We start from the raw sequence: 24574 nt of genomic DNA on the forward strand, positions 1-24574 counted from the left end.
TTTCGTCTTAAAGGTTCCAGCTAAGCGCTTCTGAACATACCCTTTGATAGCGCAAGCCCCACCCCGCCCGCATACCCAAATTGCGGTAAGGCCCACCAGATTCTCACCGCCTCGGCAAAAATCGCTCCAACACCTCGAACACTTGCGGCCATTCCTTGAAGAACAGCAACTGCCCGGTGTTCGGCACAAAGCGAATGTCCAGATGCGTGTACTCCGCCATCAACTCGCGGATGGTCTGCACCGGGGTCTGCGGGTCCTGATCGCCCTGCAACAGCACCACCGGGGCCTGCACCCGCTTGACCAGATGCGACCAGTCCTTTTCCGATCCGATACATTCCCGCGTAAACGCTTCCGACGCCAAAACCCGCTCGCCCAGACACACTTCCGACCCCGCCAGCATCGCCTCGCGAATCTCCGGGTCGGCAAAGGCCGCCATATCGGCAGGCGAGCCGCCATTCACCTGCGCGAAAAACTTCTCTTTGCCCAACCGCCGCGCCAAGGAAAACCCGGCCTTGACCAGAAATGGCAGGATTTTCGGCGCATAGCGGGCATTGGCGAGGATAAAGCGCTGCCACTTATCCATCCGCTCATATTGCGCCGCCGTGCGCAACGGCAACTGACAGGCGCAGCCCAAAATCCCCGTCACCATCTCGGGACGCTCCAAACTCAAACTCATCGCAAAACGCAAATCCGCGCCCAAAGCGATCACCGCCGCGCGCCGCACCCCCAGATGCTCCAGCACCGCGATGTAATCCGCCGTCACCTCCTCCAGATGCTCCACGCCTTTCGGATGCAATTCGGTGCGCCCATAGCCCGCCCGCACCGGCACGATCACCCGCATCCCACGCCGCCGTGCCGCACGTTCCGCACTGGCAGGCCAGCGGATCAGCCCGAAATCCAGATGCATGAACACGCAGGGCGCGCCCGAGGGCTGGCCGAACTCGATCCACTCCAACCGCCGCCCGTCCGGGCCGCGCATCTGCTGAAACGACAAAGCCTCCAGCGTCCCCGCTTTGGCGACCACGACAGCACCCTCCGAGGGCAGCACCGCCACATCCATCAGCCCCAGCACCACCCGCACCAGCTCGGATTGGCTATGCGTCTCGGTCTTCGCCAAGATCGAGCGCACCTGCGTGCGCACCGTCTCGGCAGACCGCCTGCGCGCCTCGGCGATATCCTTCACCGGCAGCCCCAGGGTGATCCCGCGCACGATCTCGACTTCCGCCGCCGTCAGCCCAAACGCCTCTTGCACCGTCAGCTCAAAGCCCTCGGGCCAGACCAGTTCGGTCGACATCACCAAAGCCAATGGCTTCGACCCTGGGCTTTCCACCGGCCCCACCCGCACGATCACCGGGCTGCCGGTCCGGCGGGACCGCATCCGCAAGGTGATCACCTTCGCGGCCTTGCCCGCCGCGACCGATGCAATCACCCCGCGCAACAGCGCAATATCCTCGACCTCAAATGGCAGGTCAGATAACCGCGCGCCCTCCTTCAACCCAAACGCCACCGCCGCAGGCCGATTATGCCCCGCCAGCACCGGCCCACCGTCACTCAGAAACGCCGCCGAGCGTGGAATATCCTCCAGCACCGAGCGATAGCCGCCATCATCGCGCGTCGCCTCAAAGCGGTCGAGAAACACCAAGGCCCGCGCCATATGCGCCTCAATCTCGGGGTCATCCAACTGCACCGGATCGTGCCCCGGCCCGCTGCGCAAAGGCGCAATCCGGCCTTCCCAGACATCGAGCAGATCTTCCAGCCGGATCGGATCAAGCGCAACCTCATAGAGCCGATCCACAATCTCGGCTCTATCCTCGCGCGAGGGCGTCTGCGCGGCGTCAGCTGGGGACTTCGGCTCGGACATCTGTCTGTGGTGGCGCAAGCCTGCCGTTACGGCAAGTAAAATCCTGTCGCCGCAGCGCAGCAAACGTCAGGAATCTTCCGATTTCCGCGAAGCCCGCCGCCGCCCCTTCCCGCCGCCGCGATCTTTGCCTAAGAATACTGCGAAATCGCCGCCACAGGAGCCCGCCATGATCACCCTCTACGGAGTTTACCGCTCCCGCGCCTCGCGCCCGTTGTGGCTGCTGACAGAACTCGGCCTGCCGTTTACCCACGTCCCGGTGATCCAAGGCTACCGGCTTGCAGACCCCAAAGCCACCGATGCGCCGCTGAACACCACCTCCGCCTCTTACCTTCAGGTCAACCCGCAAGGCCAGATACCCGCCTATACCGAAGACGGTCTTGTGTTGACCGAAAGCCTCGCCATCACCCTGCACATCGCCCGTTGCCACGGCGGAGCCCTAGGCCCGCAAAACAACGCCGAAGCAGCGCTGATGGAGCAATGGTCGCTGTTCGCCGCCACCTCGGTGGAAACGCCGGCGCTGGAAATCCTCTATATCATCGGTGATGGCGGCGACAAAACCCCCGAGGGTCAGGCCAGCATCGCAGTCAATGCCGAAAAACTGCGCCGCCCGCTTGCCCGCTTGGCTGCGCATCTGTCAGCCCACGATTGGCTCGTCGGCGACCGCTTCACCGCCGCCGACATCAACGTCGCCGAGATCGTCCGCTACGCGCAATCCCACCCCACCTTGCTCGGCGAGTTCCCCTCGGTGAAAACCTGGCTAGAACGCTGCCAATCCCGCCCCGCCTTCCAAACCATGTGGCAAGCCCGCGCGGCTGAACCCGCGTAACCGCATAGCCCGTAGGGTGCGTGATTTCACACACCACACCATGCCCCCTCCATCTTGGAACCCGCCCCATGACCCTCACCCATCAAGATGAGCTCGACGGCCTCAAAGCCATCGGCCGCATCGTCGCCAACACTATGCAGGCCATGGCGAAAGCCATGCAACCCGGCATGACCACGCGAGAACTCGACGACATCGGCCGCGCCCTCTTAGATCAAGCCGGGGCGATTTCCGCCCCCCAAGCCACCTACGATTTCCCCGGTGCCACCTGCATCAGCGTCAACGAAGACATCGCTCACGGCATCCCCGGCCCCCGCATCCTCGCCACCGGAGATCTCGTGAACATCGACGTCTCCGCCTCAAAAAACGGCTACTATGCCGATACCGGAGCGACCTTCCGGCTTGGCCCCGTCGCCCCTGCGCTGGATCAACTCTGCCGCGACGGCAAACGCGCCATGCAGATCGGTATCGCCGAAGTCAGCCATAACAAACCCTTGGCCAATATCGGCAACGCCATCGGCCGCTTCGCGCGCAGTCGCGGCTATACCCTGATCCGCAACCTTGCCAGCCACGGTGTAGGCCGCGCCCTGCACGAATACCCCGAGGAAATCGCCACCTGGCCCAACCACGACAAACGCCGCATCCATCGCGGCCTCGTGCTGACCGTCGAGCCCTTCCTGTCACGCGGTGCCCATTTCGCCAATCAGGCCCGCGACGGCTGGACGCTTTACGCCGACCCCACCGCCCCCGTCGTGCAATACGAACACACCATCGTCGCCACCGACAAAGGCCCGATAATCGTGACCCTGCCGGGCTGATCACCCGCCGACCACAACGCAGCGCCGAACGATCCCCCGTGGCGTGCATGCTCGCACCGCACCCATCGCCCCGCCAATGGAGCGCCGCTAAACCGTCGGATCATCCACATAATTCCGCCAGTTGTGCTGCTCCTTGAACCCCAAAACCTCCCGCACCTTGCGGTTCGACAGCAAACTCTCCTGCGCCCCAACCGGACGGCTCAACGGCACCTTCGGGAAGAACCGCGCCAGCAATTCCTGATTGCTCTGACAGACCGAATTGGTGTCATTGCAGGCATTGAACACCTGAAACCCCAACCCGTCTTTCTTCAGCGCCAGATCGACAATCTGCCCCAGATCTCGTGCATCCATATAGCTGAAGGTGATCCGCCGCCGTTGCCCCGGATCAACGAAAAACTCGGGAAACCGAGTCCGATATTCCTGCGGCTCGATCACATTCCCAATCCGCAAAGCATAAATATCATTGCCAAACCGCCGCTGAAAACTCCGCGCCGTGGCTTCATTGACCTTCTTTGACATGCCGTAGCTGTCCATCGGATCAATGTCGTAATCCTCCTCCAGCGGCAAAACCTTGGGATCGACAATCCCATTGGAAAAACAAACCCCGTAGGTTGTCTCTGAACTGGCAATGATCACCTTCGGAATACCCAGCTTACAGGCCGCCTCCAGCACGTTATAAGTGCCCATCACATTGACGCGGTAGGTTTCATTCTCCGCCTGCAACATCAGCGCAGGCACCGCGGCAAAATGCACCACCGCATCAAACCGCGGCGCCGCCCCCGCGTCCAACTCCGCCCCATCCATATGCGCCGCCATCGCGTTGAACATCTGGCCCGAGTCGCAAATATCCGCGTTCAAATCCGCCACTCCGGCAAGCCGCAACGCCACCCGATCCACGTTCAGCACTTTGTGCCCCTGCGCCGCCAGATAGGCCACCACATGTCGCCCCGCCTTGCCCGACCCGCCCGTAAACAATACCCGCATCTCAGCCTCCCGATGTTTCCCCCAGCCTACCCCCCGTATTGCAATCCAGCAACACCCCCACATCTTGCGCCCCTCCCCCCCGATCTGTGATAATCCCCCCAAAAGCCGCAAAACAAGAATCGAGCACGCATGGCCAACGACCTCCTCTCCGGCACGCCCGACACCTACGACGCCTCGTCCATCGAGGTGCTGGAGCCGCTTGAGGCTGTCCGCCTCCGCCCCGGCATGTATATCGGTGGCATTGATGAGCGCGCCTACCACCACCTCGCCGCCGAAATCATCGACAACGCGATGGACGAGGCCGTCGCAGGCCACGCCAACCGCATTGAGGTCGAACTCCACGCCGACGGCTCGCTCACCGTGCGCGACAATGGCCGCGGCATCCCGGTCGATCCGCATCCGAAATTCCCCGACAAATCCGCGCTGGAAGTCATCCTCTGCACCCTGCATTCCGGCGGAAAATTCAACGGCAAAGCCTATGAGACTTCAGGCGGTTTGCACGGTGTTGGCTCCTCGGTGGTCAACGCCCTCTCCGATCACCTTTATGTCGAGGTCGCCCGCAACAAAGAACTCTACGCCCAAAGCTTCTCGCGCGGCACGCCCCTCGGCCCGATCGCCAAGATCGGCGCCGCCCCCAACCGTCGTGGCACCGCCTTCACCTTCCACCCAGATCCGCAAATCTTTGGCAGCCACCACTTCCGCCCCTCGCGCCTGCTCCGCATGGTCCGCTCCAAGGCCTACCTGTTTTCAGGCGTGGAGATCCGCTGGAAATCCGCCATCCCCGACGGCGACACGCCGCTAGAGGCCACCTTCCACTTCCCCGGCGGCCTCGCCGATTATCTCTCCGATACGCTAGAGAAAACCACCACCTACGCCGACCGCCCCTTCGCGGGCAAAGTCTCGTTTCAGGAAAAATTCCAGGTTCCCGGCTCGGTCGAATGGGCGATCAACTGGAGCCCGGTGCGCGACGGCTTCCTGCAATCCTACTGTAACACCGTCCCCACCCCCGAAGGCGGCACCCATGAATTCGGTTTTTGGAGCGCGATCCTAAAAGGCATCCGCGCTTACGGCGAATTGACCAAAAACCGCAAAGCCGAAATGATCACCCGCGACGATATGCTCGCCGGGGGCTGCGCGTTAATATCGGTGTTCATCCGAGAGCCGCAATTCGTCGGCCAAACCAAAGACCGCTTGGCGACCGAAGAAGCCACCCGCTACGTTGAAAACGCCGTGCGCGATCACTTTGACAACTGGCTGGTGTCAGATTCCAAATCCGCAGGCGCGATCATGGATTTCCTGATCCTGCGCGCCGAAGAACGCCTCAAACGCAAGCAAGAGAAGGAAACCCAGCGCAAGACCGCCACTAAAAAGCTGCGCCTGCCGGGTAAACTCACCGATTGCTCCAGCAAAACCCGCGACAACACCGAATTGTTTATTGTCGAAGGCGATAGCGCAGGCGGATCGGCCAAAGGCGCGCGCGATCGTGAAACCCAAGCCATCATGCCGCTGAAGGGTAAAATCCTCAACGTGCTGGGCGCGGCTTCCGGCAAACTCAACGACAACTCCGAAATCCGCGATATCTGCGAGGCTTTGGGCGTGCAAATGGGCAGCCGTTTCAAAGTCGATGACCTGCGCTATGATAAAATCGTCATCATGACCGACGCCGACGTGGACGGCGCCCATATCGCCAGCCTTCTGATGACCTTCTTCTTCACCCAAATGCGCCCGCTGATCGACAAAGGCCATCTGTATCTGGCCTGCCCGCCTTTGTATCGCCTGACCCAAGGCGCACGCCGTCTCTATGTCGCCGACGATGCCGAGAAAGAGCTTTGGCTGGCCAAGGGATTGGGCGGCAAAGGCAAAATCGACGTGCAGCGATTCAAGGGCTTGGGCGAGATGGACGCCAAAGACCTGAAAGACACCACCATGAACCCTGCCACCCGCAAACTGATCCGCGTCACGATTGACGAGGATGCTCCGGGCGAGACCGGGGATCTGGTCGAGCGTCTGATGGGTAAAAAGCCGGAGTTGCGGTTCCAGTATATTCAGGAAAACGCGCGGTTTGTGGAGGAGTTGGATGTTTGACGATGAGAGTTTTGCATGAGGATATTGTGGATGAAAGCTAAGTTAGAGATTGAAATGCGGCTTCGATTTCTGAATTAATGGATTCGATCATTTTTTTGTTAAAATCATATCCCAAAAATGCATTGGTGTGCTCATTGGCTTCCTTCTTGCCCACATCTAATAACATTGAAAATAGTCGATATAAGCTAGCCACACTCTTAGCCCGTAAACTTATTTTTCCCAATTCCGTAAGTGTGTATACAAGAATTTTTTTACGATCGTGGAGCATTGGCAGAACATGCTTTCTTCCATCGTCAATTTCAACCACATGATCCAAAAAGTGACGAGCCGATAACCACAGTATTGCATCTGGCAGTTCCTCAGAGTCACCCCATAACCCGTGCGCAAAATCATTCCGCAGATCAAAAATTGATTTTGCACTTTTATCAATCCGTCGCAGAAGTTCTAGTAACTCATCAGTCAGGCAAGATAAGGCAGCCGCCTGAAGTAACGCTTTCTGTGTCGACGCAGTTTGTATACTTAAATACGTTGATAGACCAATATGAGATTCGGTTCCAAGCATCGCAGAAAGAATTAGACCCCGCGCATTTTCTGCCAGCGATATACTGGCAATCGTTTCCATAATAAGTAGAGCTTCAGCAGGGCGCTTACTGAGCGATTCCGAACCGTGACTGAAATTACAATTAGGCTTAACTCTGGATAATGGATTTGGCACTAGCTTCGTCCTTGTGTTTACGGACTTAATTTGCCTTGTTCTTAAAGACACCGCAAGCAAACCTTAGGATAATTGGTTCACGCAGGTAGGAGTATCTTCCTCGTCTTCACCCTTCCTTAACCATCCCTCCCCTATCCTCACCCTTGCATTTCCCCTTAATGTATGCATATAAATGTGGGACTGGGTCGAGCCAAAGCGCAAAGCGACGCTGCTTCTTCGGGGGCCGGATTTTGCTATGGTCGAAAGCATGGACCTCGACTTGGCCGAGGTAAGTCTTGACGACCGAAAAGACTACGGTGAGATTCGGCTTCAGGCGAGAGGGCTTATTGACGGTCGCCTCTACGTCATAGCCTTCACCCAGCGCGGTGAGAGTTTGCGTCTGATCAGTCTGCGCAAGGCGAGCAAAAGGGAGCAGGTGCTGTGGGAAAATCGCTGAGAGAGTCTGAACCAGACGAAGAAAACCCGGAATGGACCGCCGAAACCTCTGCCCGCGCCAAGCCCGTCTGGGCCTTCCCCGAACTCGTCGCCGTGCTGCAACAACACGGCAAACTCGGTCGCCCGCCGTTGGCCGAGGCTGAGAAAAAGCAACGCGTCACGCTCTACCTCGACCCCGATGTGCTGGCGAACCTGAAACAGGGCGGGAAAGGCTGGCAAACCCGCGCCAATGCTGCTTTGCGCAAGGCGTTGGGGCTGTAGGGTGGGTGCAACCCACCACGCCCAAACCTTAACAGATCCTTACCGACTCCCCACAACCATTTGAAATCAAACACAAACCAAAATGGTCCCAACTCGGGACCACCAAAAACCTACCCCCGCCGCAGCAAATAAATATCCATAATCCACCCATGCGCCGCCCGCGCATTTTCCCGCAAACTCACAATCCGCGCCCCCACCTCGGCCAGCGCCCCCTCAACAATAATCTCCTCAGCCATCCCCACATACCCCCCCCACCAGATACGCACCCCCGTCGGGTCAATACTCTGAAACGAACACTCCCCATCCAACATCACCACCGCCGTATCGACGCCGCTGGGAAACCCCTCCTCCCGCAACCGCCGCCCCGTGGTCACGATAAACGGCGCCCCAATCTCATTCAAAGCCATCCCATGCGCCGCCGTGAGGGCATGAATAGACGTCACCCCCGGCACGACATGAACCCGCTCGCTCGGCACCAACCGCGCAGCAATCCTCAGCGTGGAATCATACAGGCTAGGGTCGCCCCAAACCAACAGAGCCACCCGCTCCGCCGCCCCAATCGCGGCCCGCCACACGTCCGCGATCCGGTCGTGCCAATCCTCAACCCGCGCCTTATAGTCCGCGATGGTTTCGTCCCGCACCGGCAGATCAAACTCCACGATCCGGGTGGCAGGGTTGGTCAGCACATCGCGGCAGATCGCGAGGCGCAATTCGGCCAGATCGGCTTTTCCCTCGCCCTTGCAGGGGATCAGGATCAGATCAGCAGCGTTGATCGCCTTGATGGCTTGCAGGGTCAGATGGTCGGGATTGCCCGTGCCGATCCCGATGAGGGTGAGGGTGAGATCAAACATGGCGCCTCCTAAAGCTGCGCTATTTGCAGCAAAACGCGCGCCAACCGCAAGGATTGGCGCGCGTTGATTTTAGTCAACCTTACTGCGGGCGCGACCAGAGCCAACCCGACAGCGCGCCCAAAGCCGACCAGACGATCAGACCCACCCCCAGCGAGCGCGCCGCGAAGGTTGAGGCCAGTTCGGGCGGGGCAACGCCGGAATAGCTGTCCAATTCGGGCGCGCCGATCACATGCGGGACAGCCAGCAGAGCGACCGCGCCGATCACCGAAGCCACGCCCTTGCCGTAGCCCAGCAGGCCCAAAGCGGCAGCGGTGCAGATCGCGGTGCCAATCCACCAGATCTGACGCGCGGTAAGATCGGCGGCCATGGTGCCGGGGAGTTCAGGTTCCAACCCCATCGCCGGGGCGAGTTGGAAGGCGGCGTAGCCCGCGATGCCCCAGAGCAGGCCTTCGCGCAGGGTCACACGTTTGCCGAACACTTCTGCAAGGCCATAACCTGCTACCAGAACAAGGGCATAGCCGACAAACTCAAGGCCGTAGAACAGACTGGTCGAAGCATTGCGCGCGAATGCGCCGCCTTCTTCAGCGGCCTCGTGCTTGTGCTCATGGCCGTCAGCCTCGACAGCTTCGGGCGTAGCCGGAGCCGTTGCATCTGCCGCAGGCGCTTCGGGGGCGGCATGATCGTGGTCTTCCGCAGGTGATGCCACACCGTTGAAATGCACCAATGCGCCGGTTTCATATTCTTCGCCCAGAAGGATCAGCTTCTGCACGAATGCGAAATGCAGCAGGGCCGCAAGCAGGCCTGCCGCAAAACCAGCGAACACCGCGCTGGTCACCATACGTTGGATCATGCGTTCAGTGGCAGGGGAAGCCAGAAGCGTGACGCACATCATGTGCTGCGTCATGTAGGGTTTGCGAATGGGCAAAACCGGTCAGAAACACGGTCGAGGCGCCAATCATAGCAACAAACAGCACTGACATCAGTGCGGTGGCTTTGCTGGAAACGAGGGTCTTCGTGGTCATTTTACTCTCCATACCGTCACACCCGACGGTGTTTAGCGTTTCTTTGCACGGCCGGTCTCCTGGCTCGCGGGTCTTAGCGACCTTCCGCCTTCCCAGCTTGAGGCTTTTCAGCCGTCAGCCAGTGGCATTTCAGAAGGCCGCTCACCGCATACAGTCGCGGGGGCGGCTGAGGCTTGGGGTGCCGATTGGTCCACCCATTCCTCATTCTCGTTTCAGTTCAGACGCTTTGCGTTTTTAGAACACCATGCCCCTTCATCAGTCGCCTAAGCCCCGGTTTGGGTCAAGCAGAAATACGGCTTTTGAAGGCGCAACGCCGACACTTTGATGCGAATGGCCTAGCCGGGAATGCGCGCGATGGCCTTCGTGCGCAGATTTCCCAATACACGGGCATCGGCGAAATTGCCGTCTGGCGAGGCGGCATAGAGGCGGGCGAAATTTTCAAGCTCGAGCAGATCAGCGGCCGTGATGTCGCCAAACAGATAGGCGGTTTTACCATCCGCCCGAAAGGCGATGGTCTGATCGCGGGTGCAGCCGGACATACATTCGATTTCAAGCACTTCGACATCGGCGGGCATGGCTGCACGCAGGGTGTCGGCAAAGCCCTCGCGGCCCAACTGGCACAGGGTGCAGACGTAAAGCCTCATGCCGGGAACTCGGCCAAGGGGCCGTAGAAGATCAGCGCTGGATGCGGGCTTTGGGCGGTTTGCAGATGCGCAGCAAGGCTGGCGATGGTGTGGCGGGTGATCTGCTGATCGGGGGTTGAAACCGCTTCGGCCAGCAGCGCAGGCGTGTCAGCGGGCAGACCATGGGCGATCAAGCGGCTCGCCAGATCGGCGAAGGTGCGGCGGCCCATATAGACCACGGTGGTTGCCATCGGGTCGGCGAGGGCGGCCATATTGGTGCTTTCCGGCAGGCTTCCGGTCACATCCGCCCCGGTGATGAACTGCACGCGCCGCGCGGTGAGGCGGCGGGTCAACGGGATGCCAGCGGCGGCCGCGGCGGCAGAGGCAGAGGTGACACCGGGGATGATTTCGTAAGCAATGCCAGCGGCTTGCAGCGCGACGATTTCCTCCTCCAGCCGCCCAAACATACCGCAATCGCCGGATTTCAGCCGCACGACGCGCTGGCCTGCCAAAGCGTGATCGACCAGCAGGCGGCTGACGTGATCTTGTTTCGGCGAGGGTCGCCCTGCCCTTTTGCCGACCGCGATCAGATCGGCTTGCGCGGCATGGCCAAGGATCGGGCCGGAGGACAGATCGTCAAACAGCACCACCTCGGCGGCGGCCAAGCGTTGCACGGCCTTGACCGTCAGCAGATCCGGGTCACCGGGGCCAGAGGATACGAAGGAAACAAAGCCAGTCATGTCGCCTCTGCGATCAAATGGAAGAAGGTGCCCGAAGATTGCCCGCCGCCCGCATGGATGCGCAGCGAACCCGTTTCAGGCACTATGGTATCGGTCGCATCGGTGACATGCGCAAGGGCCGCGTCGGGCTGGGCGAGAATGGTAGCATAGTGAAATTCATGGCCGCGCAGGCGGGTGTGGGCCGGGTGGCCAGCCAGTGGTGCGTGTGTTTGGGCTAGGCGGTAGCCCAGATGCATCCGGCGTTTAGCAAAGCTGGTCTCTAGCCCCAGAAGCCCGGTCATTTTATGGCGCTCACCTTGCGCGTCGATCAGGCCCGCACCCATCGCCATATAGCCGCCGCACTCACCATGCACCGATTTGGTCTGGGCGAAGGTTTGCAGGGATTGGCAGAAATGCGCGTTGGCAGCGAGTTTTCCGGCATGAAGTTCGGGGTAGCCGCCGGGCAGCCAGCAGGTTTCAGCACTGGGATCAGGTGCTTCGTCAGCCAACGGCGAGAATGGCAGGATCGTGGCCCCCGCCGCGCGCCATCCGGCCAGAAGATGCGGATAGACGAAAGAGAACGCGGCATCGCGAGCCAAGGCGATGCGGTTGGCGGGCGGGATGATTTTCAGCGGTTGCGCGGGCGGCAGATGGCCACGGGCGGCGGCGCGCAGGGTGTCGAGGTTGAGGTGTTCGGCAATGAACGCCCCAGCTTCGGCCAACAGGGCTTGCAGATGCGGCTGTTCTTCGGCTTGCACGAGGCCCAAATGCCGCTCGGGCAGTGCGATTGAGGCGCGACGCGGCAGCGCGCCCAGCACCGGGATACCCGCCGCCTCCATCCCTGCGCGGACCAGGGCTTCGTGGCGCGGTGAGGCGACCCGGTTTAAGACGACCCCGGCGAAGGGCATCTCGGGGCGCATTTTGGCGAAACCGATGGCGACGGCAGCGGCCGATTGCGCTTGGCCCGAGACATCCAGCACCAGCACCACCGGCCACCCCATCATCACCGCGATATCGGCGCTAGCCCCAGAGCCGAATTCCCCCGGTTTGGCAACGCCATCGAACAGGCCCATCGAGCCTTCGGCGAGGATCAGATCGGCGTCCGCCGCTACCGAAGCCAGCCCTGCGATCCGCGCCGGGGTCATCGCCCAACTGTCCAGATTGACCGAAGCGCGGCCCGAGGCCGCGGCATGGAAGGCGGGGTCGATATAGTCGGGGCCGGATTTGAACGGCTGTACGTTAAGCCCCTGCGCCCGAAAGGCGGCGAGCAGACCCAGCATCAGCGTGGTCTTGCCGGTGCCCGAGGCGGGGGCGGAAATCAGGAGGCCGGGGGGATTCATTTGGCGTCCGGGAAGCGGGGTTCGGTGCCGACGGGGCGGAAGCGGCGGTCGTAATCGCCGGCGTAGAGGCGGCTTTCCTCGAAGCCTTCGGCGGCCAAAGCGGGGCCGACAAGGATCAGCGCCGTGCGCTCCATTTCCGCGCCAATGGCGGTTTGCAGAGTGGCAAGTGTCGCGCGGACGATACGCTCATCCGGCCAAGTTGCGCGCCAGACCACGGCGACAGGGCAATCGGGTCCGTAGTGCGGCGTCAGATCTGCGACAACCTTTTCAAGCACATGCACGGACAGATGGATGGCAAGGGTGGCCCCGGTGGCGGCGAAGGCGGGCAGATTCTCGCGGTCTGGCATCGCGGTGGCGCGGCCAGAGGTGCGGGTCAGGACCACCGATTGGGTCAGGCCCGGCAGGGTCAATTCGGTGGCTAAAGCTGCGGCGGCGGCGGCGAAGGAGGGCACACCGGGGGTCACGTCATAGGGGATATTCAGGGCGCGCAGGCGGCGGAGTTGTTCGCCCATCGCCGACCAGACCGACAGATCGCCTGAATGCAGGCGGGCGACATCTTGGCCTGCGGCATGGGCGGCGGCGAGTTCGGCTATGATCTCGTCCAGCGACAAAGGGGCGGTGTTGATGATCTTGGCACCGGGCGGACAATGCGCCAGCAGCGCTTGCGGCACCAGCGATCCGGCATAAAGGCAGACCGGGCTGGAGGCGATCAGATCACGGCCACGCAGGGTGATCAGATCGGGCGCACCTGGGCCTGCGCCGATGAAATGGATGGTCATATGGGGCTCCTTTCGGCAAGGGCTGCGGTGGCCTTGCCGTCTTGGGATGTGACGCGGGGGCCTAAAAGCCGTGCGCCGGGGCCAGCGTCGGCAAGCGCTGCGGCTTCGGCAAGGCTGCCAGTGCCGTAGTGGGCTTGGACGCGGGCGGATTGGGTGAAGGTCGCTTGGTTTTGCAAGCTTTCCAAGGAAACTGCGTGTAGGGGCAGGGCCATTTCAGCGGCAAGGGCTTGGATGACAGGGGAGTCAGCTTTGTCCTCGGCGGTGGCGAGAGCCTGCGCCTTTTCGCCCCCTGCAGCGCGCAGAGCATCGCGCAGGCTGTCGATCCTGGCACCTTTGCGAAAGCCTATGCCTGCAACGATCATCTTGTGACGCTCCACTGCACGACCGGGCGGGTGGCATCCCAGCCACGCATCCGGCCTAAGGGGGCGGCCGTGGCTAGGTCAATGCGCAGAAGCGTGCCGCCGCGTTGAGCGTGTTGCAGTGCCAGCAGGCTTTCGGTTTCCAAGGTGACGCCATTGGCGACAATGCGGGCGCCTGCGGGCAGGATGTGCCAAAGTTGATCGTAAAGCGCCGCATTGCCACCGCCGCCGACAAAGACGGCATCAGGCAGGGGATGCCCGGAGAGGGTTTCGGCTGCCGGGCCTTCGACGCAGGTCAGACGGTGGTCTATTCCGAAACCGGTGGCATTGGTGCGGATGTTGATGGCGCGGTCGGCACGGAGTTCAAACGACAGCGCGCGGCCCCCCGCCAAGCACCATTCGGCCGAAATCGAGCCGGAGCCTGCGCCAATGTCCCACAGCAACTCACCTGCGCGGGGCGCGAGGGCAGAGAGCGTCAGCGCGCGCACCGGGCGTTTGGTGATCTGGCCGTCATGGGCGAACAGGGCGTCGTCGAGGCCAGAGGCACGCGATAGACCCTTGCCTGCAGTGATCTCGATGGCGACGGCGACCGGGGCAGTGATGTCGGTCAGCGCAATAGCGGCGGCGGTGGTCTGGCGGATACGCTGATTGGGGCCGCCGAGGGATTCCAGAATGGTCAGCTTGGCGTCAAAGCCTTGTTCGATCAGCCATGCCGAAAGGGCTTGCGGCGCGTCGCCGTCGCGCAGCAGGCAGATCGCCCGCGCGCCTTTGGTCAGCGCGGGGCGCAGGCGGGCAAAGGGAGCGGCGTGCAGGCCGTGGCAGGTGATTTCCTCCATCCGCCAGCCGATTTGCGCAGCGGCAAGCTGGAAGGTCGAGGGCGCAGGGAAGGCTTGCCATTCGTCGCGGGAAAGCTGGGCGGTCAGGCTGCTGCCCGCGCCGAACCAGAACGGATCACCCGAGGCGAGCACGGCCACGTTTTGCCCCTTGTGGGCCAGAACGGGGGCCACCGAAAACGGGATCGGCCAAGCACGGCCCTTGTCGCCTGCCGCCACTAAGGCCAAATGACGCGGGCCACCGAAGATGATTTCAGCCCGCGCCAAAGCTTCACGGCTTGCATCCGATAGGCCCGCCAAGCCATCCTCACCCAGACCGATGATCGCAACCCAAGGCTTACCCATGACTCGCATCCTTCTGCTGGGCGGCACCACCGAGGCCAGCCTGTTGGCGCGGGCAATGGCTGCTGCGGGGCAGGATGCGGTGTTCTCTTACGCTGGGCGTACCGATAGCCCAGTGGCGCAGCCCCTGCCCATGCGGGTCGGCGGCTTTGGCGGCGTGGCGGGGCTGGTGGACTATTTGCGCGCCGAGCGGATTGGCGCTGTGATCGACGCCACGCATCCCTTCGCAGCGCAGATGAGCCGCAACGCGATGGAGGCTTGTGCGCAGGCTGGAGTGCCATTGCTGGGGCTGGAGCGCAAGCCTTGGGTGGCGGGGATCGGCGACCGTTGGGTGCATGTGGGTAGCATGGAGGCGGCTGTTGCAGCCCTGCCAGACGCCCCGGCGCGGGTTTTCTTGGCGATCGGCAAGCAGAATTTGGCTGGCTTCGCCGCCAAGCCGCACCACTATCTGCTGCGGCTGGTCGATGCGCCCGATACGCCGCCCTTGCCCGACTGCACCGTGGTTCTGGCGCGCGGGCCGTTTGAGGTAGAGGGCGATAAGGCGCTGCTGATGCAGCATAATATCAGCCATATCGTTGCCAAGAATGCAGGTGGCGCGGGGGCAGAGGCTAAGCTGATCGCCGCCCGCACTTTGGGCCTTCCGGTGATCCTGATCGACCGCCCGGCCCTGCCCGCGCGGCGCATGGTGGGCTCGGTGGCCGAGGTGATGGCTTGGCTGCCTCATGCGGAACGCGGCGTGTAAACGAAGCGGCCAACCCGGCGGGTGGCGGAATTTCCGACGATCACAACCGTGCGCATATCGGCCATTTCGGGCGTGGCTTCGGCGAGGGTGACGGTCTGGATGCGTTCTTCCGGGGTGGACACTGCGCGAGCGAAGGTGATCAGGCGGTCGGGGCCACATTCTTCGCGCAGGATCTCCAAAGCGCGGGCGAATTGGTGCGGGCGGCTGGCGGAGCGCGGGTTGTAGAAGCCCATCGCGAAATCGGCTTGGGCAGCGAGGCGCAGGCGGTGTTCCACCAGCGGCCACGGTTTGAGGTTATCGCTCAGGTTGATAGCGCAGAAATCGTGACCCAAGGGCGCGCCGGCATGGGCGGCGGCGGCAAGCATGGCGGTGATGCCGGGGAGGATGCGGATATCCAAATGGTGCAGGTCGGGTCGATTTTCCAACGCTTCAAACAAAGCCGAGGCCATTGCGAAGACGCCGGGATCGCCGGAGGAGACGATCACCACCTTTGCCCCCTCGGACACAAGGCGCAGGGCATGATCGGCGCGGTCAATTTCAACCCGGTTGTCCGAGCCATGCAAGTTCAGGCCGGGGCGCGGGGCGATACGGGCGACATAGGGGAAATAACCGATCACATCGGTGGCCTCGGCCAAAGCGGCGCGGACCTCTGGCGTCACCATGTTTTCCGCGCCGGGGCCAAGGCCCGCGACGGCCAGCCAACCGCTCATTCGACACCGCCAATTTCCGGGCGGCGGCCTTGGCCGTGGACCAGCACGATGGCGAAATACGGGCAATCGGTGACATCGACTTCGGACAGCCGGGCGATGCGTTGGGTCGGCATGGTGCCGCGTTCAACCAGCCATGCATCGTTCAGCCGCCCAGCGTGCTCCAACGCGGCGCGCACTTTCGGCAGATTGCGGCCAGTTTTCATAATCACCATCGCGTCAGAGCGCTGCATATGGGTGATCAGATCGGCCTCGGGCAGCGTCGCCATCAACACCGACAACACATCATCGCCCCAAGTAAAGGGGGTGCCAACGGCGTTCCAGCAGCCTGTCATACCCGTGATGCCAGGGATCACCTCGACCTCGGCGCGGCCTTGCAAGCGGGTGTGCAGGTGCATGAAAGAGCCGTAGAAGAACGGATCGCCTTCGCAGAGCACGATCACATCGGCGGTCGTCGCGACCTGTGCCAAACGGTCGGCCCAATCATCATAAAACTGCGCCAAAGCATGGTTATATTCCGGACTGTCGAACGGCATTTCCGTGGTGACAGGGTATTCCATCGCATATTCGACAACACCCGATGCCAGCATCCCCTGCACGATCTGCCGCGCTTGGCCTGCCCGCCCCGCCTTGCGGAAATAGGCGACATGCGCCGCCGCCCGGATCAATCGGTCAGATTTCACCGATATCAGATCGGGGTCGCCGGGGCCAAGGCCTGTGCAGATGATCTTGCCCATTCACTCCACCCGGCTTGCAAGCGCGTTGATCGCGGCCACGGTGATCGCCGAGCCGCCCAGCCGCCCGCGCACGATCAGGGACGGCACCGGAAGCACCTCCATCAATGCCGCTTTCGATTCCGCCGCCCCGATGAAACCGACCGGGCAGCCGATGATCGCGGCAGGGCGCGGGCAAGCGGGGTCTTCCAGCATGTTCAGAAGGTGGAACAGGGCAGTGGGGGCATTGCCGATGGCAACAACGGCCCCGGCGAGGTGGGGACGCCAAAGCTCCAAGGCGGCGGCGGAGCGGGTATTGGCCATTTCCTTCGCCAAAGCGATCACCGCAGGGTCATGCAGCGTGCAAATCACCTGATTGCCCGCAGGCATCCGGCCCCTTGTGACGCCTTCGGACACCATCCGCGCATCACATAGGATCGGCGCACCTGCTTCCAGCGCAGCCCGCGCCGCAATCGCCATGCCTTGGGAAAATTCGATATGCGCCTCAAGCCCAACCATTCCGGCGGCATGGATCATCCGCACCGCGACGATTTCTTCTTCGGGCGTAAATCGGGCGAGATCGGCCTCGGCGCGGATCATCGCGAAGGAACGGCGGTAAATCTCGGCACCATCGGTGATGTAGCTGTGCGGCATCAGGGGAACTCGTTCAGGATATTGGTTTCGGTGAGGTCATCGGCGGATAGCCCTTCGCGCAGCGGAGTGCCAGAGGCGGTGCCGTTGCGGATCAGGGAGAAGCCTGTGGGGGTGGCCGTCAGGGTCAGGGGCGCTGCGGTCGGGTGGGCACAGCCTTTGGCACAGCCCGAGACATGCAGGGTTTCAGTGAGTTTCGGGGCCAAAGCGCGGGCGAGCGGGCGGGTGGCGGCATGGGCTTGCAGGCAACCGGGGGCACCGGTACAGGCGATCACCCGCAACATCGGATCATCGGCGCGGGTGATCAGACCGGGGATTTGCGGGGCCTCGGTCAGCCCTTCGATCAGCAGCATCCGCCAAGGTGTGACGCGTAGAGGGCCTAGGTCGCCAAGCTGGGCGAGGGTTTCGGCCTGCATCTGGCCAAACTCAAAGCCGACCAGTTGGCCTTGCGCGAATGTGCCCGGTTTGGGAGGCGGGGCGTTCCCAAGCATTGCATCGCTGCCTTCCCTAAACCGCAGGGGCAGGCGATCATGCCGGGTATTTCGAGGTTCATTTTGCCAAAGCCGGACCATTCTTCCGCGCCCGCCTTCGACCCCGCCACTGTCCACAAACCAGCGCGCCAATTCTAGTGCGGCGGTTGCGGCAGCTTCCGGAGTATCGACCATTGCGCCAGTGACGAAACTTTCGCCGCGCACCAACCAGCCAGACAGGTGCCACTCGATGCGAATATCAACGGAGGCTGTTCGGATGGTGGAAGACTTGGCAAGATCAATCGAAAAACCAAACTTGCCCGGCAAATTGGGCGCATCTTGAGCGCTAAGTGCTCGGGCCAACGCCGCAGCGATCTCTTGCGAGCCATCCCCCTCCGTCCAAAACGGCGAGACGATAATGTTGCGGCGGGCCTCATCGGTCGCATCGGTGTCGATCAAATCGAACCCGCGCAGGCCGTCGATCAGGGCAGGATGGCTGGCGTCGGTGACGCCGCGCAGTTGCAGGTTGGCGCGGTTGGACAGATCAATCAGCCCGCTGCCATGCAGGGCTGCAAGCTGGGCAATGCCTCGCGCCTGATCGGGGGTTAGACGCCCCCCACGCGGGCGGACACGCACCACCAAGCCATCCCCGGATTGCATCGGGCGCAAGGCTCCGGGGCACCAACCTTGGATGACGGGCGTGCTCATTCCCCTGCCCCCATCATGGCCGCGATGGAATTGCGGCGCGTGATCCACAGGCCTGCATCCTGCAACGCCTGAAACCGCGCACGCAGCGCGGCGAGGGCAGCAGGGTTTTCCGCTGCCATAAAGGCCACCAGATCGGCACGGCCCAAAGTGGCTTCGTGATACAAATCAAAGAGATGCGCGGGCACGCTGCGGGTCAGATGTGCGTAGGCGGCGAGGTTGTCCAAGGTCGCCGTCACTTCGGCAGCGCCCCGGAAGCCGTGCCGCATCATGCCGCTCGCCCAATCTGGATTGGCGGCGCGGGCGCGCACCACGCGACCGATTTCCTCGGCGACAAGCCGGGCTTTCGGGGCATCGGGGCGGGTGGCGTCGATGTGGTAAAGCGCGGGCTCGGCGGCTCCGATCGCGGCCATGGCGGCGGCGAAACCGCCCTCATGGGCGGCATAATCGGGGGCCAGAAGGATGTCGGTTTCCACCAGATCCTGCACATGGGCATAACCGTCAGCGGCCCGCAGGCGGTCTTCCAAAGCGGCCCGGTTGTGCTGGATTTGGCCTTTGGCATCAACGGTCCAATCCGAGCCTGACAGCCAAGCCTCACCCGCCGCAGCACGTCCTTCTGGGGTGTAATCCTCTAACGCAGGCTCCATCCCCATACCGTAAAGCCCCGGTTTCGGGCCGAACACACGGGGACCAGCGGTGATGTAGGGGTTCATATCCGGGGCTTCATCGCGCAGCGATAGGGCTGAGGCCCCGGCGTCGAACAACTGACTGAGCCCGCCGAACACATCGCGGAACAGGCCGGAGACGCGCAGTGTCACGTCAATGCGGGGGCGGTCCAGCAAGGCCAGCGGAACGATCTCAAAGCCGGAAACCCGCTCAGAGCCCTCATCCCATTTCGGCGCAAGCCCCGCCAGATGCAGCGCCATCGCCAGTTCTTCGCCCGCCGTCCGCATGGTGGCAGACCCCCAAAGGTCGATCACCAGCCCCTTCGGCCAGTCGCCCTTATCCTGCAAATGGCGTCGCAGAAGTTCCTCGGCCAGCTTCACACCTTGGGCATGGGCGGCACGGGATGGCACGGCGCGGGGGTCAACGGAGTAGAGGTTGCGGCCTGTCGGTAGCACATCGGTGCGGCCGCGCCATGGGCTGCCAGAAGGACCTGCATTGACACGACGGCCCGCAAGCGCGGTCAGCAAGCCCTCAGTTTCGCCGGGCGCTTGGCCGTAGATATGCAACCCGTCGCCGAACTGGCTTTCCTTGATGTCGCAGACGAAACGGTCAATCCGGGTGATCGCCTCGGCGGGGCTGGCGTTTTGGTCAAGGCCAAGGTCAGCCTCAACCCCCGAGGCTTGTGCCTCATCCCGAATGGTAGCGATCAGGCGGTTGCGGCGGGACGGGTCTAGGCCGTCGGCGGTGGAGTATTCGTCGAGCAGGCGTTCGAGGCGGAGCAGGTTTTCGGGGGTGGCACTTTGCGCCAAAGGCGGTGGGACATGGCCTAACGTGACAGCCCCGATACGGCGCTTGGCTTGGGCGGCCTCGCCGGGGTCGTTGACGATGAACGGATAGACCACGGGCAGCGGTCCGGTCAGGGCTTCGGGCCAGCACTCGGTGGACAGGGCCACCGATTTCCCCGGCAGCCATTCCAGCGTGCCATGTGCGCCGATGTGGATCAGGGCGTGTAGGTTTTGCGCGCGCAGCCAGAGGTAAAAGGCGACATAGGCGTGACGCGGGGTGCGGGATAGGTCGTGGTAGTCGGTTTCGCGGCGGGTCACGGTGCCGCGTTCGGGTTGCAGGGCGATCAGGGCTTGGCCTGCAAGGGTGGCGGCGAAGTGGAAGTGGCCGTTGTGGGCGGCGGGGTCGGATTCAGGTGCGCCCCATGCCGCGCCGAGAGCGGCTTGGAGGGGTTCTGGCAGGCTGGTGAGGGCGGTTTTGTAGGCGTCGAGCGGCCATGTCAGGGTTTCGGTGGTCAGGGCTTGGGCGAGGTTTTCGGCGGGCTGAACTGCGTAGCCTGCGGCGGCTAGGGCCGTGGTCAGGGCCTCGGTGCTGGCGAGGGCATCAAGGCCAACGGCATGGGCAATCTGGTCGGGACGGCCGGGATAGGTGGACAGGATCACTGCCAGTTTGCGCTGCGGCGCAGGCGTGGTGGCAAGGTGTTGCCAGCCGAGGATGCGGTCCACCACGGCATTGATGCGCATAGGATCGGCGCGGTGGGCGAAGCGCGAGAATTGCAGATCGGGGTCGCGTTTTCCCGGCGATTTGAAGCTGACCACGCCCACAAAGATGCGGCCATCGACCTCGGGCAGGACAACGTGCATGGCGAGGTCGGCGGGGGAGAGGCCACGCTCGGAAGCGCTCCAGTCGCGCTTGCGGGCGGTGGAGAGGGCGACTTGGAAGACGGGGCAGCCAGTGGCATCTAGGGGAGTGGTGCCGTCGGTGCCGCGGGCGGAAAAGGCGGTGGCGTTGACGATGGCGGCGGGGTTCAGATGGGCTAGGGCGGCGCGCAGGAAAGCGTCGGCTCCGGTGGCTTTCAGCGAAGGGGCGAACAGGCCGTAGGCTGCAAAGCCACGCGCACGGAAGGCGCGGATCAGGGCATCGACGGGGTCGGTGTCGGCGGCGGTGACGTAGCTGCGGTAGAAGGTGATGGCGATGGCATGGCCTGCAGCAGCGGGCTGAGGGATCACGCCAAGATCGGGGTCATACCAGCCGCAATCGGGGACGGTTTTGTCACCCATCACCGGGCCTGCGTAGAGGCCAGCGGCAAGGGCAAGCTGTGCCAAAGCGGCTTGGGCGGCGACTGCGCCTCCGGCATCGCACAGGGCCGAGAGGCGGCGCAGGGTGCTGATGGGCAGGGTGGAATGGGCGTCGAGCGTCTTATCCTCACGGCCATCTGCAGGCAGGACGGCCAAGGCGATGCCCTGACGACGGGCGAGGTCTTGCAACTGCATCAACCCGTAGGGCCAGTAATTCTCGCCGCCAATCAGCCGGACAAGCATGCCTTTGACGCCGGGCAGGGTCTGCTGCACATAGGTATCGACCGACATTGGGTGTTGCAGCGCCACCAGATTGGCAAGGCGCAGCGTCGGCAGCCCTGCCCCACTTTGCGCAGAGCGGTGCCAGCCTGCCGCGAAAGCCCCCAGATCACTGTCGGAAAACGACAAAACCACCAGTTCGGCCGGGGTCTGACCCAGATCGAACGGGGTTTGCGTATCCTCCAGCCCATGGCTTTCGCGGAAGACGACATGCATGGTTCAGGCCCCCAGAACCGCGCGAATGGCGGCGAGATCAACGTGGTTATGCTCGGCGATCACCACAAGCTGGCCTTGGCGGGGGGCTGACCCCCACGGGCGGTCAAACTGATGTCGCACCCGCGCGCCCACCGCCTGAACCAGCAGGCGCATCGGTTTGCCGGTGACAGCGACATAGCCTTTGACGCGCAGGATGTGCTGTTCATCCGCAAGGCGATGGATCGCGGCCACCAGCGCATCAACATCACTGATCTCGGGCAGATCAATCACCACGGTGTCGAAATCGTCATGCTCGTGATCATCATGACCATCGTGATGCGAGGGACGCGCGGCGAGATCATCCTCGGCCTTTGCGTTCAGGCCAAGGATCAAAGCGGGGTCAATGATGCCTTCGGACATCGACAAGATCGGGATCGAGCGCGGAGATTCCGCCATGATTACGGCGCGGGCAGCGGCAAGGCCAGCTTCCCCCGCCAGATCGGCCTTTGACATCAGGATAATGTCGGCGCAGGCGATTTGATCCTCAAACACCTCGGACAGCGGGGTTTCGTGATCAAGGGAGGGATCAGCGGCTCGTTGGGCATCCACCGCTTCTACATTAGGCGCGAAACGGCCAGCGGCGACCGCCTCGGCATCGGCCAAGGCGATCACGCCATCAACGGTGATTTTCGAGCGGATCGCAGGCCAGTCGAACGCCTTCAACAGCGGCTTCGGCAGCGCCAGACCAGAGGTTTCAATAATGATGTGATCGGGGCGGACGGGCAGCGCCATCAGCGCCTCAATCGTCGGAATGAAATCATCGGCGACGGTGCAGCAGATGCAGCCATTGGCGAGTTCGACGATATTCTCCACCGGGCAATTCGCATCGGCGCAGGATTTCAGAATGTCGCCATCGACGCCAACGGTGCCAAATTCATTGACCAGAATCGCAAGGCGCTTGCCCTGCGGGTTCTGCATCAGATGCCGGATCAGCGTGGTTTTGCCCGCCCCCAGAAAGCCGGTGATCACAGTGACGGGGATTTTTGCAAGATCAGACATCGGGAAGCTCCAAAGGGGGAATACGGGCAAGGCTTTGCTTGCGGAAAATCACCGGGCGCGCACGCCACGGCACGATACCATCGGGGGCGGCGAGATAGGCGGCGGCACCGAGAAGAATATTAGGTGCATCGGCCTCGGTCAGACGGCCATAGACATAGGACCAGCGTCCGGGGGCTGAAAGCGCCACCGCTGCACCAGAATTGCAGGCGGACAGACAGGGGACGCCGACGATGCGCAGACCCTCGGGAATGTCGCCCGCCAACAAGGCCGCATGCAGCCGTGCCCCCGGCAGCGCTTCACCGTCTTCTACGACCTCTCCGGCCTTACAGGTGGTGCAGACATGCAGCGTTACAGTCATCGGCCTATCCAAATTGAGCGATGGGATGGCCAGAAAGGCACGGCCAAGGGGCCTTGCCTGCTGGTTGCGAAACACCCCGTTCGCCCGTTCAGTCGCGCGCTGGCAGGTCTCCCGGCTTGCGGATACAGAGGTTGCCCCCCACGGTGGCCCGCCTTCCCGGATTGCTCCAGTGGCCTCGGGCAACCTCTCCGGTCACGGTCGCGGGGGCGGCAGCTTTCGGGGTCGCCCCCTTTCGCATTCCCTCTTCGCCTGTCATAAACAGGAACCAGCGCATGCCCACCTGTGGCACAACCGCCTCCCTTGTCAAGCAACGGAAAACACCTGATGGCCGACCCAGAGCTGCCCGTGATTGAAGCGACCCCCGATACCGACACTTCGGGCGACGAAAACGCCCGCCACGCACGCAAGATGGCCAAGAAGAAGGCCGCGCGGGATAAGATCATGGCGGGCAAGGCCGGGGATAAAGGCCTGCTGATCGTGCATACCGGGGCGGGCAAGGGTAAATCCTCCAGCGGCTTCGGCATGATTCTACGCTGCATCGCGCATGAGATGCCCTGTGCGGTGGTGCAGTTCATCAAGGGCGCCTGGGATACCGGCGAGCGGCGGATCATCGAGACGCATTTCGCCGATCTGTGCGAGTTCCACGCCATGGGCGAAGGCTTCACTTGGGAAACTCAGGACCGCGCTCGCGATATCGCGATGGCGGCTAAGGGATGGGAGAAGGCGAAAGAGTTGATCCGCGATCCCAGCAACCGTCTTGTGCTGCTGGATGAGATCAACATCGCCTTGCGCTATGATTACCTCGATATCGTCGAGGTGCTGGCATTTCTTGCCGCTGAAAAACCGCCCTTGACGCATGTGGTGATGACCGGGCGCAACGCGAAACCCGAATTGATTGAGGCCGCCGATCTGGTGACAGAGATGACGTTGATCAAGCATCCGTTCCGATCCGGCATCAAGGCGCAGCCGGGGGTGGAGTTTTGATGTGTTGCGCCTGCTGAACTGACAGATTGGGGGTCAGCCCCCAAACCCCCGGGATATTTGAGCCAAGATGAAAGCAACGAAGTGTTAACTATCGTGTGTCAGACAGGTCATGCG

26 protein-coding genes and 2 riboswitches are annotated in these 24574 nt (G+C 62.5%); of the genes, 7 read left to right on the forward strand and 19 right to left on the reverse strand.

The features are described 5' to 3' along the window. Positions 1–103: 103 nt before the first annotated feature. Complete coding sequence (locus AKV04_RS15010; RefSeq protein WP_054007239.1) at positions 104–1861, reverse strand: LuxR C-terminal-related transcriptional regulator; 1758 nt, start codon at positions 1859–1861, stop codon at positions 104–106. 166 nt (positions 1862–2027) lie between these two features. On the opposite strand from AKV04_RS15010, the gene AKV04_RS15015 reads away from it, so the two are divergent. Continuing rightward, positions 2028–2687: a glutathione S-transferase family protein gene (locus AKV04_RS15015; protein ID WP_054007240.1), complete on the forward strand. Its 660-nt coding sequence runs from the start codon at positions 2028–2030 to the stop codon at positions 2685–2687. A gap of 68 nt (positions 2688–2755) precedes the next feature. Continuing rightward, on the forward strand, positions 2756–3502 hold the full coding sequence (gene map / locus AKV04_RS15020; RefSeq protein ID WP_054007241.1) for a type I methionyl aminopeptidase: 747 nt from the start codon (positions 2756–2758) through the stop codon (positions 3500–3502). An 87-nt stretch (positions 3503–3589) separates the two neighbouring features. Here the strand turns inward: map and AKV04_RS15025 are convergent, their stop codons facing one another. Beyond that, positions 3590–4486, reverse strand: coding sequence for an NAD-dependent epimerase/dehydratase family protein (locus AKV04_RS15025; RefSeq protein ID WP_054007242.1), 897 nt, complete (start codon positions 4484–4486; stop codon positions 3590–3592). A 129-nt stretch (positions 4487–4615) separates the two neighbouring features. Here AKV04_RS15025 and parE point away from each other — a divergent pair, with 129 nt between their 5' ends. Then, positions 4616–6571, forward strand: coding sequence for a DNA topoisomerase IV subunit B (gene parE / locus AKV04_RS15030; RefSeq protein ID WP_054007243.1), 1956 nt, complete (start codon positions 4616–4618; stop codon positions 6569–6571). 37 nt (positions 6572–6608) lie between these two features. Here the strand turns inward: parE and AKV04_RS26230 are convergent, their stop codons facing one another. Next, positions 6609–7193: a hypothetical protein gene (locus AKV04_RS26230; RefSeq protein ID WP_156317574.1), complete on the reverse strand. Its 585-nt coding sequence runs from the start codon at positions 7191–7193 to the stop codon at positions 6609–6611. Positions 7194–7458: 265 nt separating this feature from the next. Here AKV04_RS26230 and AKV04_RS15040 point away from each other — a divergent pair, with 265 nt between their 5' ends. Together AKV04_RS15040 and AKV04_RS15045 are read left to right on the forward strand one after the other, a co-directional pair. Then, positions 7459–7722 (forward strand): BrnT family toxin, encoded by a 264-nt coding sequence (locus AKV04_RS15040; protein WP_054007245.1) that lies wholly within the window; start codon positions 7459–7461, stop codon positions 7720–7722. Next, positions 7707–7982 carry a BrnA antitoxin family protein gene (locus AKV04_RS15045; protein WP_054007246.1) on the forward strand — a complete coding sequence of 92 codons (276 nt, stop codon included), beginning with the start codon at positions 7707–7709 and terminating at the stop codon, positions 7980–7982. Before AKV04_RS15040 ends, AKV04_RS15045 begins: the two co-directional genes overlap by 16 nt. 110 nt (positions 7983–8092) lie before the next feature. Here the strand turns inward: AKV04_RS15045 and cobF are convergent, their stop codons facing one another. The 9 genes from cobF to cbiE all read right to left on the reverse strand — a co-directional run bounded on the left by cobF (position 8093) and on the right by cbiE (position 14853). Continuing rightward, positions 8093–8833: a precorrin-6A synthase (deacetylating) gene (gene cobF / locus AKV04_RS15050; protein ID WP_054007247.1), complete on the reverse strand. Its 741-nt coding sequence runs from the start codon at positions 8831–8833 to the stop codon at positions 8093–8095. A gap of 79 nt (positions 8834–8912) precedes the next feature. Beyond that, a complete protein-coding gene (locus tag AKV04_RS15055; RefSeq protein ID WP_054007248.1) occupies positions 8913–9671 on the reverse strand; it encodes a CbtA family protein in 759 nt (252 codons plus the stop codon). 16 nt (positions 9672–9687) lie between these two features. Next, a complete protein-coding gene (locus tag AKV04_RS15060) occupies positions 9688–9855 on the reverse strand; it encodes a CbtB domain-containing protein (protein WP_054007355.1) in 168 nt (55 codons plus the stop codon). Positions 9856–9887: 32 nt separating this feature from the next. Continuing rightward, positions 9888–10117: riboswitch (cobalamin riboswitch) on the reverse strand. A 73-nt stretch (positions 10118–10190) separates the two neighbouring features. Then, positions 10191–10499: a DUF1636 domain-containing protein gene (locus tag AKV04_RS15065; protein ID WP_054007249.1), complete on the reverse strand. Its 309-nt coding sequence runs from the start codon at positions 10497–10499 to the stop codon at positions 10191–10193. Continuing rightward, a complete protein-coding gene (cobA, locus tag AKV04_RS15070; RefSeq protein ID WP_054007250.1) occupies positions 10496–11218 on the reverse strand; it encodes a uroporphyrinogen-III C-methyltransferase in 723 nt (240 codons plus the stop codon). Before cobA ends, AKV04_RS15065 begins: the two co-directional genes overlap by 4 nt. After that, positions 11215–12537 (reverse strand): cobyrinate a,c-diamide synthase, encoded by a 1323-nt coding sequence (locus tag AKV04_RS15075; RefSeq protein WP_054007251.1) that lies wholly within the window; start codon positions 12535–12537, stop codon positions 11215–11217. Before AKV04_RS15075 ends, cobA begins: the two co-directional genes overlap by 4 nt. Further along, on the reverse strand, positions 12534–13316 hold the full coding sequence (gene cobM, locus AKV04_RS15080) for a precorrin-4 C(11)-methyltransferase (protein ID WP_054007252.1): 783 nt from the start codon (positions 13314–13316) through the stop codon (positions 12534–12536). Before cobM ends, AKV04_RS15075 begins: the two co-directional genes overlap by 4 nt. Next, positions 13313–13678 carry a cobalamin biosynthesis protein gene (locus AKV04_RS15085; protein WP_054007253.1) on the reverse strand — a complete coding sequence of 122 codons (366 nt, stop codon included), beginning with the start codon at positions 13676–13678 and terminating at the stop codon, positions 13313–13315. Before AKV04_RS15085 ends, cobM begins: the two co-directional genes overlap by 4 nt. Beyond that, entirely contained in the window at positions 13675–14853 is a 1179-nt protein-coding gene (gene cbiE, locus AKV04_RS15090; protein WP_054007254.1) for a precorrin-6y C5,15-methyltransferase (decarboxylating) subunit CbiE, read from the reverse strand. Before cbiE ends, AKV04_RS15085 begins: the two co-directional genes overlap by 4 nt. Between cbiE and AKV04_RS15095 the strand changes: the two genes are divergently transcribed. Beyond that, on the forward strand, positions 14852–15592 hold the full coding sequence (locus AKV04_RS15095) for a cobalt-precorrin-6A reductase (protein WP_054007255.1): 741 nt from the start codon (positions 14852–14854) through the stop codon (positions 15590–15592). The two genes, cbiE and AKV04_RS15095, sit on opposite strands and share 2 nt — an antisense overlap. Here AKV04_RS15095 and cobJ read toward each other — a convergent pair. From cobJ to AKV04_RS15130, 7 genes are read right to left on the reverse strand one after another with little or no spacing between them, the layout of a single operon-like run. Further along, positions 15571–16302 carry a precorrin-3B C(17)-methyltransferase gene (cobJ, locus tag AKV04_RS15100; RefSeq protein ID WP_054007256.1) on the reverse strand — a complete coding sequence of 244 codons (732 nt, stop codon included), beginning with the start codon at positions 16300–16302 and terminating at the stop codon, positions 15571–15573. The genes AKV04_RS15095 and cobJ overlap by 22 nt on opposite strands. Next, entirely contained in the window at positions 16299–17036 is a 738-nt protein-coding gene (locus AKV04_RS15105; RefSeq protein ID WP_054007257.1) for a precorrin-2 C(20)-methyltransferase, read from the reverse strand. Before AKV04_RS15105 ends, cobJ begins: the two co-directional genes overlap by 4 nt. Next, positions 17037–17666, reverse strand: coding sequence for a precorrin-8X methylmutase (locus AKV04_RS15110; protein WP_054007258.1), 630 nt, complete (start codon positions 17664–17666; stop codon positions 17037–17039). Next, a complete protein-coding gene (gene cobG, locus AKV04_RS15115) occupies positions 17666–18841 on the reverse strand; it encodes a precorrin-3B synthase (protein WP_054007259.1) in 1176 nt (391 codons plus the stop codon). Before cobG ends, AKV04_RS15110 begins: the two co-directional genes overlap by 1 nt. Beyond that, complete coding sequence (cobN, locus tag AKV04_RS15120; protein ID WP_054007260.1) at positions 18838–22080, reverse strand: cobaltochelatase subunit CobN; 3243 nt, start codon at positions 22078–22080, stop codon at positions 18838–18840. The genes cobG and cobN overlap by 4 nt, the downstream gene beginning before the upstream one ends. 3 nt (positions 22081–22083) lie before the next feature. Then, entirely contained in the window at positions 22084–23118 is a 1035-nt protein-coding gene (cobW, locus tag AKV04_RS15125) for a cobalamin biosynthesis protein CobW (RefSeq protein WP_054007261.1), read from the reverse strand. Continuing rightward, positions 23111–23476, reverse strand: a complete 366-nt coding sequence (locus tag AKV04_RS15130) for a DUF1636 family protein (protein WP_054007262.1) — start codon at positions 23474–23476, stop codon at positions 23111–23113. Before AKV04_RS15130 ends, cobW begins: the two co-directional genes overlap by 8 nt. A gap of 84 nt (positions 23477–23560) precedes the next feature. After that, positions 23561–23761, reverse strand: a riboswitch (cobalamin riboswitch). A gap of 39 nt (positions 23762–23800) precedes the next feature. Here AKV04_RS15130 and cobO point away from each other — a divergent pair. Further along, positions 23801–24460: a cob(I)yrinic acid a,c-diamide adenosyltransferase gene (cobO, locus tag AKV04_RS15135; protein ID WP_054007263.1), complete on the forward strand. Its 660-nt coding sequence runs from the start codon at positions 23801–23803 to the stop codon at positions 24458–24460. Positions 24461–24574 lie beyond the last annotated feature (114 nt).

Source organism: Cypionkella psychrotolerans (genome assembly GCF_001294535.1).
GTDB lineage: Bacteria > Pseudomonadota > Alphaproteobacteria > Rhodobacterales > Rhodobacteraceae > Cypionkella > Cypionkella psychrotolerans.

Bases quoted from the DNA above. Each gene is read 5' to 3' on its own strand.
- cobA (WP_054007250.1), bottom strand. From the start codon at position 11,218: ATGACTGGCTTTGTTTCCTTCGTATCCTCTGGCCCCGGTGACCCGGAT.
- cobM (WP_054007252.1), bottom strand. From the start codon at position 13,316: ATGACCATCCATTTCATCGGCGCAGGCCCAGGTGCGCCCGATCTGATC.
- AKV04_RS26230 (WP_156317574.1), bottom strand. From the start codon at position 7,193: ATGGAAACGATTGCCAGTATATCGCTGGCAGAAAATGCGCGGGGTCTA.
- AKV04_RS15130 (WP_054007262.1), bottom strand. From the start codon at position 23,476: ATGACTGTAACGCTGCATGTCTGCACCACCTGTAAGGCCGGAGAGGTC.
- AKV04_RS15055 (WP_054007248.1), bottom strand. From the start codon at position 9,671: ATGGTGACCAGCGCGGTGTTCGCTGGTTTTGCGGCAGGCCTGCTTGCG.
- cobW (WP_054007261.1), bottom strand. From the start codon at position 23,118: ATGTCTGATCTTGCAAAAATCCCCGTCACTGTGATCACCGGCTTTCTG.
- cobF (WP_054007247.1), bottom strand. From the start codon at position 8,833: ATGTTTGATCTCACCCTCACCCTCATCGGGATCGGCACGGGCAATCCC.
- AKV04_RS15025 (WP_054007242.1), bottom strand. From the start codon at position 4,486: ATGCGGGTATTGTTTACGGGCGGGTCGGGCAAGGCGGGGCGACATGTG.
- cobO (WP_054007263.1), top strand. From the start codon at position 23,801: ATGGCCGACCCAGAGCTGCCCGTGATTGAAGCGACCCCCGATACCGAC.
- AKV04_RS15060 (WP_054007355.1), bottom strand. From the start codon at position 9,855: ATGACCACGAAGACCCTCGTTTCCAGCAAAGCCACCGCACTGATGTCA.
- cobJ (WP_054007256.1), bottom strand. From the start codon at position 16,302: ATGAGCGGTTGGCTGGCCGTCGCGGGCCTTGGCCCCGGCGCGGAAAAC.
- AKV04_RS15015 (WP_054007240.1), top strand. From the start codon at position 2,028: ATGATCACCCTCTACGGAGTTTACCGCTCCCGCGCCTCGCGCCCGTTG.
- parE (WP_054007243.1), top strand. From the start codon at position 4,616: ATGGCCAACGACCTCCTCTCCGGCACGCCCGACACCTACGACGCCTCG.
- cbiE (WP_054007254.1), bottom strand. From the start codon at position 14,853: ATGGGTAAGCCTTGGGTTGCGATCATCGGTCTGGGTGAGGATGGCTTG.
- AKV04_RS15110 (WP_054007258.1), bottom strand. From the start codon at position 17,666: ATGCCGCACAGCTACATCACCGATGGTGCCGAGATTTACCGCCGTTCC.
- map (WP_054007241.1), top strand. From the start codon at position 2,756: ATGACCCTCACCCATCAAGATGAGCTCGACGGCCTCAAAGCCATCGGC.
- AKV04_RS15085 (WP_054007253.1), bottom strand. From the start codon at position 13,678: ATGATCGTTGCAGGCATAGGCTTTCGCAAAGGTGCCAGGATCGACAGC.
- AKV04_RS15065 (WP_054007249.1), bottom strand. From the start codon at position 10,499: ATGAGGCTTTACGTCTGCACCCTGTGCCAGTTGGGCCGCGAGGGCTTT.
- AKV04_RS15095 (WP_054007255.1), top strand. From the start codon at position 14,852: ATGACTCGCATCCTTCTGCTGGGCGGCACCACCGAGGCCAGCCTGTTG.
- AKV04_RS15075 (WP_054007251.1), bottom strand. From the start codon at position 12,537: ATGAATCCCCCCGGCCTCCTGATTTCCGCCCCCGCCTCGGGCACCGGC.
- AKV04_RS15010 (WP_054007239.1), bottom strand. From the start codon at position 1,861: ATGTCCGAGCCGAAGTCCCCAGCTGACGCCGCGCAGACGCCCTCGCGC.
- AKV04_RS15105 (WP_054007257.1), bottom strand. From the start codon at position 17,036: ATGGGCAAGATCATCTGCACAGGCCTTGGCCCCGGCGACCCCGATCTG.
- cobN (WP_054007260.1), bottom strand. From the start codon at position 22,080: ATGCATGTCGTCTTCCGCGAAAGCCATGGGCTGGAGGATACGCAAACC.
- cobG (WP_054007259.1), bottom strand. From the start codon at position 18,841: ATGAGCACGCCCGTCATCCAAGGTTGGTGCCCCGGAGCCTTGCGCCCG.
- AKV04_RS15040 (WP_054007245.1), top strand. From the start codon at position 7,459: ATGTGGGACTGGGTCGAGCCAAAGCGCAAAGCGACGCTGCTTCTTCGG.